This window comes from Streptomyces spongiae, assembly GCF_009377185.1.
In the GTDB taxonomy this organism is placed as follows: domain Bacteria; phylum Actinomycetota; class Actinomycetes; order Streptomycetales; family Streptomycetaceae; genus Streptomyces; species Streptomyces spongiae.
Window position 1 is genome coordinate 1 of the sequence record NZ_VJZC01000265.1, and the last position, 13223, is coordinate 13223.

At 70.3% G+C, this 13223-nt stretch carries 14 protein-coding genes; 2 read left to right on the top strand and 12 right to left on the bottom strand.

Features of this window, described 5'->3' with window-relative positions; translation table 11 throughout:
* From FNH08_RS28965 to FNH08_RS28980, 4 genes are all read right to left on the bottom strand, one after another.
* Window positions 1-666: ABC transporter ATP-binding protein (locus FNH08_RS28965; protein WP_152774485.1), on the bottom strand; the 666-nt coding region annotated here is incomplete at its 3' end.
* Between the two features lie 2 nt (window positions 667-668).
* Window positions 669-1574: an ABC transporter permease gene (locus FNH08_RS28970; protein WP_152774486.1), complete on the bottom strand. Its 906-nt coding sequence runs from the start codon at window positions 1572-1574 to the stop codon at window positions 669-671.
* A gap of 18 nt (window positions 1575-1592) precedes the next feature.
* On the bottom strand, window positions 1593-2435 hold the full coding sequence (locus FNH08_RS28975; protein WP_152774487.1) for a sulfurtransferase: 843 nt from the start codon (window positions 2433-2435) through the stop codon (window positions 1593-1595).
* A complete protein-coding gene (locus FNH08_RS28980) occupies window positions 2432-3136 on the bottom strand; it encodes an alpha/beta hydrolase (protein ID WP_152774488.1) in 705 nt (234 codons plus the stop codon). The genes FNH08_RS28975 and FNH08_RS28980 overlap by 4 nt, the downstream gene beginning before the upstream one ends.
* Before the next feature lie 320 nt (window positions 3137-3456).
* On the opposite strand from FNH08_RS28980, the gene FNH08_RS28985 reads away from it, so the two are divergent.
* Window positions 3457-4305 (top strand): LysR family transcriptional regulator, encoded by an 849-nt coding sequence (locus FNH08_RS28985; protein WP_152774489.1) that lies wholly within the window; start codon window positions 3457-3459, stop codon window positions 4303-4305.
* 33 nt (window positions 4306-4338) lie between these two features.
* Here FNH08_RS28985 and FNH08_RS28990 read toward each other — a convergent pair whose 3' ends face one another.
* From FNH08_RS28990 to FNH08_RS29025, 8 genes are all read right to left on the bottom strand, one after another.
* Window positions 4339-4743, bottom strand: a complete 405-nt coding sequence (locus tag FNH08_RS28990; protein WP_152774490.1) for a MarR family winged helix-turn-helix transcriptional regulator — start codon at window positions 4741-4743, stop codon at window positions 4339-4341.
* Window positions 4744-4815: 72 nt separating this feature from the next.
* Window positions 4816-5169 (bottom strand): VOC family protein, encoded by a 354-nt coding sequence (locus FNH08_RS28995; RefSeq protein ID WP_152774491.1) that lies wholly within the window; start codon window positions 5167-5169, stop codon window positions 4816-4818.
* A 190-nt stretch (window positions 5170-5359) separates the two neighbouring features.
* Window positions 5360-6016 (bottom strand): DUF305 domain-containing protein, encoded by a 657-nt coding sequence (locus FNH08_RS29000; protein WP_152774492.1) that lies wholly within the window; start codon window positions 6014-6016, stop codon window positions 5360-5362.
* Window positions 6017-6114: 98 nt separating this feature from the next.
* Window positions 6115-6549: a DUF6153 family protein gene (locus tag FNH08_RS29005; RefSeq protein WP_322725653.1), complete on the bottom strand. Its 435-nt coding sequence runs from the start codon at window positions 6547-6549 to the stop codon at window positions 6115-6117.
* A 134-nt stretch (window positions 6550-6683) separates the two neighbouring features.
* Window positions 6684-7715 (bottom strand): LacI family DNA-binding transcriptional regulator, encoded by a 1032-nt coding sequence (locus FNH08_RS29010; RefSeq protein WP_152774493.1) that lies wholly within the window; start codon window positions 7713-7715, stop codon window positions 6684-6686.
* Complete coding sequence (locus tag FNH08_RS29015; protein WP_152774494.1) at window positions 7712-8629, bottom strand: carbohydrate ABC transporter permease; 918 nt, start codon at window positions 8627-8629, stop codon at window positions 7712-7714. The genes FNH08_RS29010 and FNH08_RS29015 overlap by 4 nt, the downstream gene beginning before the upstream one ends.
* Entirely contained in the window at window positions 8626-9612 is a 987-nt protein-coding gene (locus FNH08_RS29020; RefSeq protein WP_407704475.1) for a carbohydrate ABC transporter permease, read from the bottom strand. Before FNH08_RS29020 ends, FNH08_RS29015 begins: the two co-directional genes overlap by 4 nt.
* Window positions 9612-10940, bottom strand: a complete 1329-nt coding sequence (locus FNH08_RS29025; protein WP_152774495.1) for an ABC transporter substrate-binding protein — start codon at window positions 10938-10940, stop codon at window positions 9612-9614. The genes FNH08_RS29020 and FNH08_RS29025 overlap by 1 nt, the downstream gene beginning before the upstream one ends.
* Before the next feature lie 202 nt (window positions 10941-11142).
* Here FNH08_RS29025 and FNH08_RS29030 point away from each other — a divergent pair, with 202 nt between their 5' ends.
* Window positions 11143-13164: a beta-galactosidase gene (locus FNH08_RS29030; protein WP_152774496.1), complete on the top strand. Its 2022-nt coding sequence runs from the start codon at window positions 11143-11145 to the stop codon at window positions 13162-13164.
* The last annotated feature ends 59 nt before the right edge of the window (window positions 13165-13223 follow it).

Sequence of the window (13223 nt, forward strand, 5' to 3'; positions counted from 1 at the left end):
GGCGGTCAGGTCGCGGGGGCGGGGCAGGTCGACGGTGAGCTCGTGGGCGATACGGCCCTCGTCCATCACCAGGACACGGTCGGCGAGCAGCAGCGCCTCCTCCACGTCATGGGTGACCAGGAGGATCGCGCAGCCGTGCCGCTGCCACAGCTCGGCGACCAGCTGCTGCACCTTGCCGCGGGTCAGCGCGTCCAGAGCGCCGAACGGCTCGTCCAGCAGCAGGAGTTCGGGCTCGCGGACGAGCGCGCGGGCCAGCGAGACGCGCTGGGCCTGGCCGCCCGAGAGGGTCTTGGGCCACACCGTGGCGCGCTCCGCGATACCGACCTCGTCGAGGGCCTTGAGCGCCAGTGCCCTGTCGGGCCGGCCGGGCAGTCCGAGGACGACGTTGCGCCACACCTTCAGCCAGGGCAGCAGCCGCGGCGACTGGAAGGCCGCGCTGCGCCGGACGGGCACGGTCACCTCGCCGCCGATCTCGTCGTCGAGCCCGGCGAGGATCCGCAGCAACGTCGACTTGCCGCAGCCGCTGTGACCGAGGAGGGCCACGAACTCGCCCTCACGGATGTCGAGATCGAGGTCATGGAGCACGGTGTTGCCGTCGAAGGCCCGCGAAAGCCCTCGGATCTCCACGCTGTTGAGTACGGTCGTGTTCGTCGTCGTGGTCGTCATCGTCACGCCTCACCCTCGAAGTTGGCCCGCCACCGCAGAAGGCGGCGCGACAGCACTCGTACAGCGAAGTCGCAGGTCAGCCCGAGCAGCGCGTACACGGTGAGGCAGAGCACGATGATGTCCGTGCGGAAGTACTGCTGGGCGTTGCTCATCAGATAGCCGAGCCCCGCGTCGGCGTTGACCTGCTCGGCGAACACGAGCGCCAGCCAGGCCGTCGACAGCGCGTACCGAAGCCCCACGAGTGCCCCCGGGAGCGCGCTCGGCAGGATGACGTACCGGATGAGACCGAGCCTGCCGAGCCCCATCATTCGTGCAGCCTCGACGAGTTGGGCGTCGGTGGAGCGGATGCCGCCGTAGATGTTGAAGTACAGGGGGTACGTCACACCGAGCGCGACCAGGGCGATCTTCGGGGTCTCCTCGATGCCGAACCACACGATGAACAACGGGATCAGCCCCACCCAGGGGATCGCGCGGAACATGCCCATCGAGGAGTCGATGACGTCCTCGCCGAGCCGGAACAGCCCGGCGAGCAGGGACAGGCTCAGTGCGACCGTCGCGCCGATGAGGAACCCGGTGGCGGCCCGGCGGCCGGACGCGGCGATGGCACCGGGCAGTTCGCCGCTCCGGGTCAGCTCGACGGCCTGCCTCACCACGTCCACGGGGGAGGCGAGCACGGTTTCGGGCAGTACACCGGTGGTCGAGGCCAGGAACCAGGCGAGCACGAGGCCCAGCGGACCGGAGGCCCGGCGCACGGAACGGGGGACGGTGAGGCGGCGCGCGGACTTCGCGGTTCCGCGGATGGTGACGCGGGGAGCGGCGGGCTCTTCCTCGGCCGGGCGGGGCGGTGACGGGGCGGCGTCGTCCGGCGGTGCCGCGTGTGCGGGCACGTCGATCGGTTTCGTCGTCATGGCGGGGGTGAGTTCCTCTCAGGAAGGCAGGGGGCCCGTGGCGGCAGGGCGTGTGGGATCGGCGGACCAGGCGGACCAGGAACCGGGGAAGAGGGCGGCCTCGAATCCGGCGATCTCCAGCGCGGCGATCTCGTGGGCGGCGGTGACACCCGAGCCGCAGTACACCCCGACGCGTTCCGCCGCTCCGGCACCCCGTTCCGCGAACCGCTCGCGCAGCACGTCGGCCGGCAGGAAGGTCCCGTCAGCGGCGAGGTTCTCCCCGGTGGGAGCGGAGACCGCGCCCGGGATGTGCCCCGCGCGGGGGTCGACCGACTCCACCTCACCGCGGTACCGCTCGGCGGCGCGCGCGTCCAACAGCAGTCCTGTGGAGGCGAGTTCGGCGGCGCCGTCGTCGTCCGTGACGGGGAGGGCGCCCGCCCGCAGGACGACGTCGCCGGGCGGCGGGTCGGCGGGAAGCCCCGCGTCCAGGGGCAGCCCGGCCGAACGCCAGGCACCGAGCGCACCGTCCAGGAGCGTCACCTGTCCGAGCCCCGCGTACCGCAGCAGCCACCAGGCCCGCGCCGCGGCTGTGTTGCCCAAGTCGTCGTAGACGACGACCGGTTGGCCCTGACGGATGCCCCACCTGCGCGCCGCGTCCTGCAGATCCGCGATCGCGGGCAGCGGATGCCGGCCGCCCTCCCGGCTCGGCGGCGCGGCCAGCTCCGTGTCCAGGTCGACGTACACCGCACCCGGGATGTGGCCCTCGGCGTAGTGCTCGCGGCCGTGCGGATCGCCCAGCGCCCAGCGGACGTCGAGCAGGGCGGGAGCCCGGTCGGAGGCGAGCAGCCCGCGGAGCTCGGAGACAGTGGTCGTGACGGTCATGCCAGGCCCTCCGCGATCAGCGGCAGCTCGGGGGACAGGCGCAGTCGCTCCAGGAAGAGGACGATCGTGGCGGCGACGGTCCGGTGCAGGGCGTCGTTCAGGACGTCGTGCCGGCCGCCTTTGAACGTCACCGTCCGTACACCCGGGTGGTCCGCGTACGCGTCCAGCGCCCGGGCGAGCGGGCTCACCGTGTCCTCCTCGCCGTGCAGGGCCAGGACAGGGACACGCACGCGGTCGAGGCGCGGTTCGGGCAGCTCGGTGGCCTCGTCGAGTACGCCGCGCCGGAAGTCCGGGTCGTTGGTCAGGCGGGCCTGGTGGGTGGGGCAGGCGGTGCGCGCCTCGACCTCGGCCGCCCAACCGTCCGAGTGCCAGCGGCCGGTGGGCAGCCCGGCCAGGACCAGCGCGTCGACACCCGCGGTCTGTTCGGCGGCCAGTTGGGCGGCGAACCGGGCGCCCGTGTCCGAACCGACCAGCACCTTCGGGCCCGGCAGCGCCTCGTCGGCCAGCAGCTTGGCCGCCTCGTCGAGCACGGAAGGATCAGCGACGGGGTCGCCGAGAGCGCGGACCCGGTAGGCGTCGAAGGCGAGACGGCGACCGAACCGCTCGTACACACCGCCGTGTTCACCCCGCCCGGCCAGCACGATCAGCGTGCCGCGCGCGGCCAGACCTTCGGGTTCGTCCCAGGAGAAGGATGAGGGCATGAGGGGGCAACTCCCGTTTCAGGGCAGAGGACATGCAGGAAAAAGGGCAGACGGGACCGACTGTCACGCGTCCGGCACGGAACGGGACGACGTGATCAGCTGAGACGGTGGCGAGGCACCGGGCGGGAGATCAGCGACAGCGCGCGCTGCACGCCACGCCGAAGTCGATGACTCGGCGCTGCGTCAGAAAGGCAGCGGAAGAACGCGTCGGAACCATGCGCTCATCATGACCGGCCGCGCCGTACCGCGTCCAACGACGATTCCGCATCGAAACCGATCAGGAATCGCGATCGATGCCCGGCAGCGGTTACGGTCACCGCATGCTCCGACCCGTCCTCGACATCGTGGCCCTGCGCAGCCTGATCGCGATAGCCGACTGCGGCGGCTTCCACCGCGCGGCCCGCTCCCTCGCCCTGAGCCAGTCCGCGGTCAGCCAGCACGTACGCAGGCTGGAGAAGACCCTCGGTCACCCCGTGGTCGAACGAGAGGGTCGGGGCACCCGCTTCACCCACGAGGGCCGGCTGCTCGTCGAACAGGCCCGGCGCATCCTCGCGGTCCACGACGAGGCCGTACGCGCCCTGCTCGACGTGGACGGCGACACCGTCACCATCGGGTCCACCGAGCACGCCGCCGACCAGTTCCTGCCCCGGCTCACGGCGGCCGTCCAGGAGGTGCGCCCCGGCTGCCGGGTGCGCTTCCGCATCGACCGCTCGGCACGGCTCGTCGAGGCGGTGGAGAGGGGGAGCGTCGATGTCGCCGTCTACGTCACGGAGGCGGCCGCCACCGAGGGCACGCCCGTCGGCGGGCTTCCCCTGACTTGGCACGCCACGCCCGGCTGGGTGCCGCCCGCCGCCCCGGCCCCCGTTCCGCTGGTCGCCGTGGAGGACCCGTGCGCGATCCGCCGCCGGGCCATCGCGACCCTGGCGGCGCACGGGGTCGCGGCCTCCGTCGTCGGCGACGCCGGGTACCTCGCGGGCGTCCTGGACCTCGCCCGCACGGGGCAGGGCGTGGCCCTGCTCGCCTCGGTGGGGTCGCCACCGGACGGCCTGACCCCGTACGACGGGCTGCCCCCGGTCACCCCGATCCCGATGAGCGCGCTGGCCAGGCCCGGAGCGGATCCGGCGACGGTGGAGGCGGCCTTCGAGGCCGTCAGGACATTGCTGCGCTGAAGTCGCCGTGCGGGAGCTGTCGCGCGCGGAGCCTCACGCGGTCGGCTGGGCCCGCAGCATGCGGGACAGCACGGCCCGTTGCAGGGGCAGCACCTCCGCGTGCAGGTCACGGCCCTTCTGGGTGAGGACGACATACACTCCGCGCCGGTCCTCCTGGCAGACCGACCGCTTCACCAGGCCGTCCTTCTCCAGGCGGCCGATGAGACGGGACAGCGCGCTCTGGCTGAGGTGGACCTGGTCGGCGATGTTCTGCACACGGCACTGCTCACCGGTGTGCGTGACCGTGCCCGAGGTGAGGATGTCCAGCACCTCGAAGTCACTGGCGCCGAGGCCGTGCGGATGCAGTGCGCGGTCGATCTCGCACATCGTGCGCGCGTGCACCGACAGGATGTCCCGCCACTGGTCCTCCAGCCGGACATCGGCCATGTTGGCTGCCATACCTGCACGGTAACAGACATGTGAACGCTCGATGAGCATGCAATTAGTGCAGGCACATACAGATGCCGCGCGTTATTCGGCGGGAGCGTTCTGCATCAGCCCGATCAGGTTTCCGTCCACGTCCTTCACCGAGGCGATCAGCTTGCCGCCGCCCACGTCGTGCACGTCTTGCAGGGTCTCGGCCCCGGCACCCAGAAGGGCCGCCAGGGTGGACCTGATGTCGGAGACGTGCCAGTACGGCACCGGCCCCGTCATGCCCTTGGCGTGCCCGTGCGGGTCCAGGCCGACGTCCTGCCCGGCGTCCTTGAAGCCGACGTAGTACGCCGAGTCCGCGTACGGCTCCGTGCCGAGCAACTCGCTGAACAGGGCCTTCGCCCGATCGAGGTCCTTGACGGGGTAGATGATGGTCGTGAGGCCACGGGTCATGGTCACTCCCTCGCGTGGTCCTTCCGTGCCGACGGGATTCCGTCCGCACTTCCACGCTAGGGCGGGGGAGTGGTGCCCGCTTCTTTGATCCTGACCGGTCTCCGCCCTCCGTAAGCCGCAGCCCCCGGAGGGCCGCGGCTCCGGCCGCCCGCCGCGGGGCGAGCAGCCGGAACCGACCGTCACAACCGCGTCAGAGCTGCTCGAGAATGCCCTTGAGCTGCTTGATCTCGGCGGACTGGGTGGTGACGACGGCCTCGGCCAGCTTCTTGGCGTCGGCGTTCTTGCCCTCCGCCCGCTCCGCCTTGGCCGTGCTGATCGCGCCCTCGTGGTGCTCGATCATCATCTCCGCGAACATCTTGTCGAAGTCCGCGCCCTTCATGGCCTTGAGGCCGGTCATGTCCGCCTCGGACATCATCCCGTCGCCGCCGTGCTCCATGCCGGGCATGGACTCCACCGCGGTCGGCTGCTTCCAGGACGTCAGCCAGCCCGTCATCGTCCTGATCTCCGGGTCCTGGGCCTGCTCGACCTTCGCGGCGATGTCCTTGATCGTCTCGTCCGAGGCGCGGCCGTCGGCGAGCCGGGCCATCTCGAGGGCCTGCTCGTGGTGGGGGATCATCATCTGGGCGAAGGCCACGTCCGCGTCGTTGAAGCTCGCGGAACCGGCCCCGGACCCGGACCCGGCCTCGGCGGACGCCGAGCTCTTGCCGCCGCCGTGGTCCATGCCGCCCATGTCGTCACCGCCGCCGCAGGCGGTGAGGAGCAAGGCTCCGGCGGACAGGGCGCAGACGGCCGCCAGACGTCGAGCGGGCTTGGCGTTCGGGCGCAGGGCGCGCGTGAACATGGTCATGCTGAAGTCACCTCGTGCTGTGGGTTCCTGGGTGTGTTCGGGCGTACGTCGATGTCGCGGGGCCGCGCGTGCGTGCGCGCCCGCGGGAGACGTACGGCCTACGTCCGCAGAACCGACAGCTGGGTGAGATCAGGGCCGCGTGGAGGTGGATCGGTGTGCCGGCCCACGGGTGTCCGCGCGAGGAGAGCCACCGTCCGGGCCACGTCACGAGTGAGGGCCGCTCGTACGAGTGAGGCGAGCATCCAGAGACCGAGGAACACGGCCACGCACACCGAAGCCATGTCCATGCTCATGGCGGGCTGTTCGGTCGTGGGCGACGAGTCCGTGGTGTGACTCGGCCGCTCATGGGCGGCGGCCATGGCGGCCATGCCCGCGCCGGGTACGTCCACGGCCGAGTGGGAGCTGGTCGCGGCCCCGGAGTGTTCCTCCGGATGCCCGACCGTGTGCATCACGAAGACCCCGAGCGCGAGCACGACGACGAGCAGCAGATGCCCGAGGGCACCTCCTGCTCGTGCGAGACGGCTCGCGTTCACCCGTCGATCCTCCGTGCGCTGGGGAAGCCGGACCTGTGCGGCTTCTTCGCGGCGATCCTACGTGAAGGACTACGAGCGTACCCCCGGGGGGTGTTCAGTCGGGGCGTGTTCAGTCAGCGAGGAAGCGGAGTTCCTCAGGTCGAGTCTCGGCGCACCAGCTCCGTCGGCAGGATCACGGCCGCGGGATCGTCGCCGCCGATCTGCGCCAGCAGCACCCGCACCATCTCGGCGCTGATGCGGTCGTAGGGCTGGCGGATCGTGGTGAGGGCGGGGGTGGACTCCGTCGCCGCGACGGAGTCGTCGAAGCCGCCCACGGACACGTCCTCGGGGACCCGGCGGCCCGCCCGGCGCAGTGCCGTCAGGGCGCCCTGCGCCATCAGGTCGGAGGCCACGAACACGGCGTCCATGTCCGGGGCCCGGGCCAGCAGTCGTTCGGCGCCGGCCTCGCCGCTGGCCCGGCTGTAGTCGCCGGAGACGATGAGGCGCTCGTCGATCTCGACGCCCGCCTCGCCCAGCACCTCCTTGTAGCCGGCGAGGCGGTCGACACCGCCCGGGGTGTCCAGCGGGCCGCTCACCACGCCGATACGGCGGCGGCCCAGTGACAGCAGATGGCGCACCATGTCACGGGCGCCGCCCCGGTCGTCCGCGGCCACGTAACTCACCTTGGAGCCTAGGCCCATGGGCTTGCCGCACTGGACGACGGGCACCCCGGCCTCGTGCAGTTCATCGGCGACCGGGTCGCAGGAGTGGCTGGACACCAGCAGCACTCCGTCGACGTGGCCCGCCGTGATGTACCGCGTGATCCGGCGCCGCTCGTCCTCCGTGCCCGCCAGCATCAGCAGCAGGGGGATGTCGTGCGCGGCCAGCGCCTGGGTGCAACAACGCAGCAGGACGTTGAAGTTGGGGTCCTCGAACAGCTTCTCCTGCGGTTCGGTCAGCAGGAAGCCGATCGAGTCGGAGCGGCCCGTGATCAGCGAGCGGGCGTGCCGGTTCACGACGTACCCCGTCTTGCGGATCGCGGCGTTGACCGCTTCCTGGGCGGCCGGGCTCACGTAGTGACCACCGTTGAGCACGCGGGACACGGTGCCGCGGGAGACCCCCGCGACGCGCGCCACGTCGTGAATGGTCGGCGGCTTGCGCCGGCCCCCGGTGTTGCTCATGGTCATGACTTTACGGCTCCGGACAGCAGATCGAGGCTCCAGAACCGCTGGATGACCAGGAACAAGGCGATGAGGGGGACGATCGCGAGCAGCGAGCCCGTGATCACCAGGGTGTAGAGCGCGGGCTGGCTGTTGCCCTGGGCGAGCAGCGTGAAGAGGCCGAGCGTCATGGGGAACTTCTCGTCGTCGCTCAGCATGATGTAGGGCAGCAGGAAGTTGTTCCAGATCGCCACGAACTGGAACAGGAAGATCGTCACCAGTCCGGGCACCATCATCGGCAGCCCGATCCGCGCGAAGATCCGCCACTCACCGGCCCCGTCCATCCGGCCCGCCTCCACCACGTCGGCCGGCACGGCCGCGGTGGCGTAGATCCGGCCCAGGTAGACCCCGTACGGGGAGAGGACCAGCGGCAGCAGCACGGAGGCGTAGGAGTCCGTCAGGTCGGCCTTCGCCAGCAGCAGGTACTGCGGTATCGCGAGGATGACCGGCGGCATCAGCACACCCGCGAGCAGGATGTTGAAGACGGTCTCGCGCCCGCGGAAGCGGTAGACGGCGAGGGCGTAGCCGGAGACGGCGGAGACCGCGGTCGACAGCAGCGCACCCAGACCCGCGTAGAGGGCCGAGTTGCCCATCCACTGCCAGTAGATGCCGTCGCGGTAGGCGGTCAGGTCCGCAAGGTTGTCGGCGAACCCCGTGCCCGGCAGCAGGGTGAGCGTGGAGAACAGCTCCTTGCCCGACTTGGTCGCGGCCATGACCACCCAGGCGACCGGCAGAAGGCAGTACACGGCCCCGAGCAACAGGACGAGGGTGGGCACGAAGGCGACACGGCGGCGCGGTGGCGGCCCCTGGGTGGTGCCCGGCGCGGCGCCTGCGGCCGGGGCGGCCTCGCGCGCGCTGTTCTGGGCGGCAAGAGAACTCATCGGGCTTCCTCCTGCTTCGAGCGGGCGTTCGCGACGCGCAGGAATCCGAAGGACAGCACCAGGGTGGCGACGGCGATGATCACGGCCTGGGCGGCGGCCGAGTAGATGTCGTTGTTGCCGAAGGCGTCCTGGTACACCTTCATCAGCGGACTCCAGGTGGTGGAGACGGAGTTGGTCAGCGGTCTGAGCGTGGTCGGCTCGGCGAACACCTGCAGCGTCGCGATGATCGAGAAGAAGAAGGTGAGCACCAGGGAGGGCGCCACCATCGGGATCTTGATCCGCAGCGCGATCTGCAACGGGGAGCAGCCGTCGAGCTTCGCCGCCTCGTACACCTCGACGGGGATGGACCGCAGGGAGGTGTAGATGACGATCATGTTGAAGCCGGTTCCGCCCCAGATCGCGATGTTCGACAGCGCGATGAACAGCGGTCCGCCGTCCAGCAGGTCGGGCTGCGGCAGCCCCGCCTTGTCGAGCAGGAAGTAGAAGGGGCTGACGCTCGGCAGATAGAGGAAGCCCCACAGCAGGGCCGCGATCACACCGGGGATGGCGTACGGCAGGAAGATCGCGAGCCGGGTGAACGAGGTGAGCCGCACCCGTTCGGTGTCCAGCATCAGCGCGAAGAGCAGCGCGGAGCCCAGCATCACCGGGACGACGATCGCGCCGTAGCCGAGGACGCGCAGGGCGCCGTTGACCAGCTCGGAGTCGGAGAGGGCGGCGGTGTAGTTGGACAGCCCCGTCCAGACCTCACTGCGGGCGCCGGAGCCCAGGCCCAGGCCCTTGACCTCGACCTTGCGGAGGCTGAGGTAGACCGCGTAACCGATGGGCAGGACGAAGAACAGCAGGAACAGGACGACGGCGGGGAAGAGGAACGCGTACGGGGCGCGCCGCACGCTTCCTCCGGTGGCGCGGGTGCGGCTGCGGGCGCGGGGCGCACGGCCGGAGCCGTGCGCCGCCTTGCCGGTGTTCATGGTGGTACCGGACATCACTCGGCGACCTCGAAGCCCTGCTTCTTCATGTCGGTGACGGTGTCGTCCTGCATGGCGGTCAGCGCGGACTCGAACTGGGCCTTGCTCTTGGCCTTGGCGGCCTTGCCGAAGGCGTCCTTGAAGGTGGTGTACGCGACGTTGACGTTGGGGCCCCAGGCGGAGGGCGCGGTGGTCTTCGCGATCTCGGCGGCCTTGGTGTAGAAGTCCGGCTGGTTCGAGAAGAAGTCAGGGGCCTTGGACAGGGCGCCACCGGTCTGGGCGGCGGTGGCGGCCGGGTAGATACCGCCCTCCTTCACCATCGCGGCGAGGGCCTCCTCGTCGGTGTTCAGCCAGGTGGCGAACTTGGCCGCGGCCTCCTTGTGCTGCGAGTCGTTGGTGATACCCGTGGAGGAGCCGCCCCAGCTGCCGGTGGCGTTCTCACCCTTGCTCCACTGCGGCAGCGGGGCCATCGCCCACTTGCCCGCGGTGTCGGGGGCGCCGGTGGTCAGCACGCCCGGGGCCCACACGGCACTGACCCAGGCGATCTGCTTGCCGGTGTTGAGCGCCTTGTTCCAGGCGGGGGTGTACATCGGCTGGTTGTCGATGGCGCCCTCCTCGACCAGTCCGCCCCAGAAGTCGGCGACCTTCTTGGTGGCCGCGTCGTCGATGGAGACCTTCCACTTCTGGCCCTCGGTGGTCCACCACTTCGCGCCGGCCTGCTGGGCGAGACCTGCGAATTGACCGGAGTCGTTGGCGGAGAACGTGGTGAGCGCCTTGGAGGAGTCCTCCTTCTTGAGCTTGCGGGCCGTCTCCGCGAACTCGTCCCAGGTGGTGGGGACGGTGAGCTCGTACTTCTTGAAGAGGTCCTCGCGGTAGTAGAACATCAGCGGTCCGGAGTCCTGGGGGAGCGCGTAGGCGCTGTCGGTGCCCAGGGTCACCTGCTGCCAGATGCCGGGGGCGAACTTGTCCTTCGTGCCCTTCACCTCGTCCGTGATGTCGGCGAGGACGTCGTTGCTGACGAGGGTGGGTATCGCCTGGTACTCGGCCTGCACCAGGTCGGGTGCCTTCTTGGCCTTGGCCGCCGTGATGATCTTCGTGACCAGCTCGTCGCCGGATGCCTGCTTCTTCACGGTGACCTGGATGCCTGCCTCCTTGCCGGGCCCCTTGTTCCAGATCGCGGCGACCTTGTCCATACCCGGCGCCCAGGCCCAGTAGGTGAGGGAGACCGGCCCGGAGTCCGCCGCGTCCTTGCCGTCGGAGTCGGAGCTGCAGGCGGCGAGCGTGGTGGCGCCGAGGGCGACGGCGATCGAGGTGGCCACGAGGCGGCGGCGCATCGTGAACTGCATGGGTGTTCTCCCCTGGCAAGGGCCTGAAGGCGTTGGATCAGCAGACCGGCCATGCGCGGTGTGCTGTGCTCTGTGAGCGTTCACAGTAGAGAAACATCCGCGACACTTGTCAATGGTTGTTGCTGTGCGGTTATGTTGGGCCCGCGCCGCTCGGCGCTGTGTGTGCACGTTCCCAAAGAAGCGATCAACCGGGAGACAATCCATGCCGGAGACCACCCCCACGGGCCTCACCAGGCTCGCCTTCGGTGGGGACTACAACCCCGAGCAGTGGCCGGAAAACGTATGGCACGAGGACGTCCGGCTCATGCGCGAGGCGGGCGTCACCATGGTGAGCGTCGGAATCTTCTCCTGGGCCCTGCTGGAGCCCTCTCCAGGGGAGTACGACTTCGACTGGCTGGACCGGCTGCTGGACCTCCTGCACGAGAACGGCATACGCGCCGACCTGGGAACTCCGACCGTCGTACCGCCTGTGTGGTTCTACCGCGCGCACCCGGAGGCCCTGCCCGTGGCCGCCGACGGCACGCGCTACGAGTTCGGCTCACGGGGCGCCATCTGCCACAGCAACGCCGACTACCGCGCCGCCGCCGCGACCATCACCACTCAGCTGGCCGAGCGGTACGCCGACCACCCGGCCTTGGCGATGTGGCACGTGCACAACGAGTACGGCGTCCCGGTCTCGGCCTGCTACTGCGACTCCTGCGCCGCGCACTTCCGCCGCTGGCTGGCGGCCAGGTACGAGACGGTCGACGCGGTCAACGAGGCCTGGGGCACCGCCTTCTGGGGCCAGCGCTACACGGACTTCGACCAGATCAACCCGCCGCGGGTCGCGCCCACGGTCGGCAATCCGGGGCAGACGCTGGACTACAAGCGGTTCGCCGACGCGACCATGCGCGAGAACTTCTGCGCGGAGCGGGACATCCTGCACCGCCTCGCCCCCGGCATCCCGGTCACCACCAACTTCATGACCGCGCTCAGCCAGTGCGACTCCGTGGACTACTGGGCCTGGGGCCGCGAGGTCGACATCGTCACCAACGACCACTACCTGATCACCGACGGCCGCCGTACCCACGTCAACCTCGCCATGGCCGCCGACCTCACCCGCTCCGTCGCGGGCGGCGCCCCCTGGCTGCTGCTGGAGCACTCCACGTCCGGCATCAACTGGCAGCCCCGCAACCCCGCGAAGACCCCCGGTCAGATGGCCCGCAACTCCCTCGCCCACGTGGCGCGCGGCTCCGAGGGCGCCATGTTCTTCCAGTGGCGGCAGTCCCGGCGCGGCGCCGAGAAGTTCCACTCGGCGATGGTGCCGCACGCGGGCACCGAGTCGCGGGTCTGGCGCGAGGTCGTCGAACTCGGCGCGTCGCTCGACTCGTTGAGCACGATCCGCGGCACCCGCACCCAGGCCGACGTGGCCGTGCTGTGGGACTGGCACTCCTGGTGGGCGCAGAACCTGGCGTGGCGCCCCAGCGAGGACCACGACGCCCGCGAGCGTGCCGACTCCTTCTACGAGGCCCTCTACGACCGTCATCTCACGGTCGACTTCGCCCACCCGGAAGCCGACTTGTCGGCTTATCCCCTTGTGGTCGTTCCCGCGCTGTACCTGATGACGGAAGCCGCCGGGAGCAACGTCCGCGCGTACGTCGAGAACGGCGGCACCCTCGTCGTCTCGTACTTCTCCGGCATCGTCGACGAGCACGACGCCGTGCACGAGGGGGCGTACCCCGGCGCGCTTCGGGACGTACTGGGCCTGACCGTCGAGGAGTTCTCGCCGCTGCTGCCCGGTCAGAGCGTCCGTGTCACCGGGCCCGACGGGTCCGAGCTCACGGGGGACGTGTGGACCGAGTTCGTGGTGCCGCGGGACGCCGAGACCGTGTGGACGTACGCGGACGGGCCGGCCGCGGGGCTTCCCGCGGTGACCCGGCACCATCTGGTTGCCGGTTCCGCGTGGTACGTGTCTACCCGGTTGGACGCCCAGGGGCTGGACGCGCTGTTGGGCTGGGCCTCCGACGACGCCGGCATCGCGCCGCGGGCCGACCTTCCGCGTGACGTCGAAGTGGTGCGCCGGGTGGGGGAGTCGGGCACCTATCTGTTCGCGATCAACCACAGTTCCTCGGATGTCAAAGTGCCGTTGGACGGGCACGGGACCGAGTTGCTGACGGGTGAACGTGCCGCGGGGCGCGTGGCGCTGCCCGCGGGGGCCGTGCGGGTCGTACGACTCGACGGCTGAGCCGGTTGTTGTTTTTCGCCCCCGCCGCCCCTACCCATTCCCGTCCCTTCCCTGGGGGC

What these genes read in the sequence shown, in the direction of transcription:
- FNH08_RS28970 (WP_152774486.1), bottom strand. Translation starts at nt 1,574, where the DNA reads ATGACGACGAAACCGATCGACGTGCCCGCACACGCGGCACCGCCGGAC.
- FNH08_RS28975 (WP_152774487.1), bottom strand. Translation starts at nt 2,435, where the DNA reads ATGACCGTCACGACCACTGTCTCCGAGCTCCGCGGGCTGCTCGCCTCC.
- FNH08_RS28980 (WP_152774488.1), bottom strand. Translation starts at nt 3,136, where the DNA reads ATGCCCTCATCCTTCTCCTGGGACGAACCCGAAGGTCTGGCCGCGCGC.
- FNH08_RS28985 (WP_152774489.1), top strand. Translation starts at nt 3,457, where the DNA reads ATGCTCCGACCCGTCCTCGACATCGTGGCCCTGCGCAGCCTGATCGCG.
- FNH08_RS28990 (WP_152774490.1), bottom strand. Translation starts at nt 4,743, where the DNA reads ATGGCAGCCAACATGGCCGATGTCCGGCTGGAGGACCAGTGGCGGGAC.
- FNH08_RS28995 (WP_152774491.1), bottom strand. Translation starts at nt 5,169, where the DNA reads ATGACCCGTGGCCTCACGACCATCATCTACCCCGTCAAGGACCTCGAT.
- FNH08_RS29000 (WP_152774492.1), bottom strand. Translation starts at nt 6,016, where the DNA reads ATGACCATGTTCACGCGCGCCCTGCGCCCGAACGCCAAGCCCGCTCGA.
- FNH08_RS29010 (WP_152774493.1), bottom strand. Translation starts at nt 7,715, where the DNA reads ATGACCATGAGCAACACCGGGGGCCGGCGCAAGCCGCCGACCATTCAC.
- FNH08_RS29015 (WP_152774494.1), bottom strand. Translation starts at nt 8,629, where the DNA reads ATGAGTTCTCTTGCCGCCCAGAACAGCGCGCGCGAGGCCGCCCCGGCC.
- FNH08_RS29020 (WP_407704475.1), bottom strand. Translation starts at nt 9,612, where the DNA reads ATGTCCGGTACCACCATGAACACCGGCAAGGCGGCGCACGGCTCCGGC.
- FNH08_RS29025 (WP_152774495.1), bottom strand. Translation starts at nt 10,940, where the DNA reads ATGCAGTTCACGATGCGCCGCCGCCTCGTGGCCACCTCGATCGCCGTC.
- FNH08_RS29030 (WP_152774496.1), top strand. Translation starts at nt 11,143, where the DNA reads ATGCCGGAGACCACCCCCACGGGCCTCACCAGGCTCGCCTTCGGTGGG.